Source organism: Endozoicomonas sp. ALC013 (assembly GCF_049310205.1).
Taxonomy (GTDB): domain Bacteria; phylum Pseudomonadota; class Gammaproteobacteria; order Pseudomonadales; family Endozoicomonadaceae; genus Endozoicomonas.
On the sequence record NZ_JBLYNS010000253.1, the window covers coordinates 1 to 3987 of the forward strand.

Sequence of the window (3987 nt, forward strand, 5' to 3'; positions counted from 1 at the left end):
GCTCTCCGGCCTCGACGCTGTTGGCAAATCGGGTGGTGAGCCAGGCGATTCGATCATGAATCGTCTGCCGTAACCAGCTACGGTCACCGGGCAGGAAACCGCTGTGTTCGACCTTTTGGTCCAGAGCTTGCCAGTCAACTTCGCGCAGTATCGCTTTCAGGGTCTGCCCCAGCAGCTCATCGTCCAATTGTGACAGAATAGCCACGCAGGGGTTGTGGATAACGTGGGAGTTCATTGCTGGTGCCTGGGGATCCCGCAGTTTTATCAACAGCAACGGCATGGAGGAAAAATCATCCTCTTTGGAGGCTGGTTCTGGTTTATCCGGACACGGATAGCGTGTGGCCATCCCGGCGAACTCCCAGTTCAACATCACCGGCTCCCCTTGCGGGGTCAGTTCAATGTTCTCCCAGGCTTCATTGACCATGGCTTCATTACCAACGATGGTATTGACCAGTAACAATCTGGCCCACTGATTGGCAGGCAGGGATTGCAGAGGGTCTTTCCCACTTTTCAGGTTACCCGGCCAGTCACTGGGAATTTCACTGACCACATAACTGCAATCCTGTTCCTGATGGGCAAAGGTGACGGGGGAATTAACGCCCAGCAGTCGTGCGAGATTGGCCATCAGTGCCTGATTGCGGGCGCTTTCCACAGAGACCGCCGTTTTGATGTAGTAGCACTGTTGCTGAACGGGGTCATTATACAGCTGTCCAATCCTGCTCCCTCCCACGCTCTCGCTCTGCCGGTTCAGCCTGGCCAGGGAAAAGGCTGGTTCTGGCTTCACCGGGTGACCGGTAAAAGGCGTGATCAGCTTGCTGATGAAATCGGATTGCGTGCCTATAGTAAATAACTGATATTCCAGTGGCGAAGGATGGTGTTCCCACTGCTTTTTCGTGTTTACACACCGGGTAGAGGTTTGGCTGAAAAACTGTCTGGCTGTTTTGGCGCTGTCTAGCAAGTCGATGGGGTACCAGAGATCGCCCTGGCTGGCAATCACCTGACAGACCTCTCTGGCCAGAAAGCGCCACGCTTCACGGCGTTGGTCATCCTGGCAGTCGACAAAACACTCCAGCTTGTCCATATAAAAACAACATCTGACCCGCATAACCTCCAGCGTATCGGCATCATGGAGCAGACTGCGCAGTGTCTGTATCTCCCCGGGCAGGTGCTGGCAGGCATCCGGAAAATCCTTGTGGCGAATTGCTTCACCGCACTGCCAGGCCAGGGACTGCTCAATGCCACAGTTACGCAGGTGCTCTTGCAAATTGTCACCGCTGGTCTTCTCCCATTCAGAGGTGTCTTTTCCATCTCCTTCACGGCCTGAATCATGGAACAGACAGGCCTTGACCAGTAACGGTACCAGTTGTTCAGGAAAGGACAGGGCTCGGTGATCATGTTGCTGTTTGCGTTGTTGCAGTATCGCCAGCGCCCAGATTGCACTCCGGCAGCTGTGCTGCAGGCCATGAATAAGACGCGCTATGGTCTGGGAGGGGGGTAAAAAACTGGATGGGTGATATTCCTGAAGCAGGGCAGTTTTTACCGGAATCTCAATGGATTTGATAAACGATTGGTCGATTATTGGCAGGCTGGACGTTTCCATTTTGGTGTTATGGCGGACCGATGCACTTTCAGCCGTCGTCGGCTTGGCAAAAGCCGTTAGACTGATTATCCGATGGGCGTTACTAACCGTTATCTTGGGATCGGGTGGGCACTGATCACTGGAGGAAATGTTTTCAGACGTATTCGAAAGAACGTTAGCTGAGGGCATTATGTTGTCATTAACCCGGACCGTTCTGGTGAACGTCATGCATTGTCTGTCGTTGTCGTCTGGTAGATTAACATCGACAGGGATTTGTTTATCAGGGGCGTTCAAATTACTGGTGCTGGCCGAATTAATCATTGAGTCCACCTTTATCGTTCCCGGTCCCATTTAAAGTTTCTGCATTATTCGGCCATAAATTTTTGTAGTTTTTAGCCCGGATATCTCATAAACGTGCTCCCGATCTCCCATGTCTTTTGCCGCTGCGGGCGACAAGGTTCCCGGCTTTGGCATCCTGCGTCGCCCTGACTACTAAATCCCTGTGGTCGTATGGGAGATTCGGGGCAGTTTATGAAATAACGGATTTGACCAATCGATCAATAATTAGTTCCCGTCCAAAAAAGCATCAGGCAATCCATGCTCAAATTTGAGGAGCACCTGCAAGATGCTCTGTTTGATTCCGTCAGGCCTGCTAACTTGATGGTTAGGTTAAATGCTTGGAGTTAATGTTAAAACTTTTCATTCTGGGCACGAACAAAGCCGTAAACACCAATTTATTGCAACCATGCATCAGTAACGGGAGTAACTCATGTTGGCAAAAATAGCTACTTTCAGAAGCATAAACATTGTCATCAAACGATGGCTGGTACTCATCCTTCTGTCCCTGGCTACCGTTGCCACAGCAACCCAGACGCCAGAAAACAACACAGCTGAAGCTGTTGACAACGAGTCGATCAGCACGCCAGCAGATCCTGAGGATCTGGCCAGAATCAATCGGGCCGCGGGTGCCATCATGGGTGTACTGATTGGTGATGCACTGGGGCTGGGGACGCAGTGGTATTATGATATGGACGCCCTGCACAGGGAGCACGGCACCTGGGTTGACCACTATGTTGACCCCAAACCCGACGGCGATCACCGGTTCGCCAACGTCAGCCGGTTTCGCTACGAACAGGGATTACGCGCTGGTGATTTCTCCCAGACAGGGCAGGTTTACACGTTGTTGCTGGAGAGCCTGCATGAAAAAAAACAGCTTGTGGGCAATGACTTCTTCCAGCGTCTGGATACCTTATACGCCACACTCAGCGGGGAGGCCTTCTCAGGTCGTTACACCGAAAGCCTTCACCGAGCCTTGCTGAAATATCGAGCCCGGGGTATAGGCTGGAACGACCTGCGGTCGTTCGTCCCGCCTAACGATTCATCTGACGGCGCATTGCTGCTCGTTCCCCTTGCTGCCACCATCTCCGACCCTGAACATTTTGCCCGTGAAGCGGACCAGCTGCTGCAGGTGTTTTACCGTGATCACTTTGTCAGGGGTAACCATATCGTCTACGGTCTGGTTATCCAGGCGTTGATCAATGGCATCACTGTTGATGAGCTGGAAGATTACCTGAAGTCGATGGCTCGTAACCCTGCCATTGCCCCTGTTGTTGGTGGCTTCGACCGCTTCATAACCCCGGTCAATGGTAGCATCGCCCGCCGTCCGGACCTGGTCAGTATTCCAGAGCCGAAGTACGTCAGTCATCTCTTTGGTATGGACTGTCAGGTTATGCACTTGCTGCCCGCTGCTTACTATCTGATGTATCGGTTACCGAATGATTTTGAGATGGCTACCCTCTCCGCCAGCAATGGCGGTGGCAATAATATGGCCAGAGCAGCATTGACCGGAGCCATCGCCGGAGCCATAAACGGCATCAGCAATATACCGCAACGGCTGTTAAAAGAATTACGCAATGGTGACGAGCTGGAAAACCTGGCAAGGGAGGTAGCCAGTCAAAATCACTAGCAAAGATTGCCTGATTACATTTTTAGTCAGGCTCAAATCCCAGCACTTTTCTGATGTTGTCAGCTACAACGCTACCTTTACAAGCCAACTCAAACGTTTCTAATGCTTCTTTGTAGGTCTTTCCGCAATAGAGGGAATGAGTGTTTTCTCCGCCACTCTGGGCGAGATAGGATTCACCACAGTACCCGACATTATTGTGAGAATCGGCTTTAAAAAGCCTTTCACACTGGGTCGGATTCAACGCCAGGAGGAAAAACGTGCCATCGTTAAATTGACCAGCATATATTGAATGTGGATCTTTTGGATCAAGATTTTTAAGGGGGCGAAGCTGGCGGCCATGATTCAAATCAATACCATTGAAAACATAAACACCTGTAAGCTCTTTCACTTTATTGTTACATTTCGAGTAATTATCTTTCTGCAATAATCCATCGAATGCCAG

General features: G+C 51.1%; 3 protein-coding genes. 1 reads left to right on the forward strand and 2 read right to left on the reverse strand.

All coding sequences use genetic code 11. From position 1 onward, the window contains the following. Positions 1-1900: HD domain-containing protein (locus ACO6V1_RS22715; RefSeq protein ID WP_422468753.1), on the reverse strand; the 1900-nt coding region annotated here is incomplete at its 3' end. A 448-nt stretch (positions 1901-2348) separates the two neighbouring features. On the opposite strand from ACO6V1_RS22715, the gene ACO6V1_RS22720 reads away from it, so the two are divergent. Further along, a complete protein-coding gene (locus tag ACO6V1_RS22720; RefSeq protein WP_422468755.1) occupies positions 2349-3545 on the forward strand; it encodes an ADP-ribosylglycohydrolase family protein in 1197 nt (398 codons plus the stop codon). Positions 3546-3567: 22 nt separating this feature from the next. On the opposite strand, the gene ACO6V1_RS22725 is transcribed toward ACO6V1_RS22720, so the two are convergent. Continuing rightward, positions 3568-3987 (reverse strand): hypothetical protein (locus ACO6V1_RS22725; protein ID WP_422468757.1); only part of this gene is annotated, 420 nt, incomplete at its 5' end.

Bases quoted from the DNA above. Each gene is read 5' to 3' on its own strand.
- ACO6V1_RS22720 (WP_422468755.1), top strand. From the start codon at position 2,349: ATGTTGGCAAAAATAGCTACTTTCAGAAGCATAAACATTGTCATCAAA.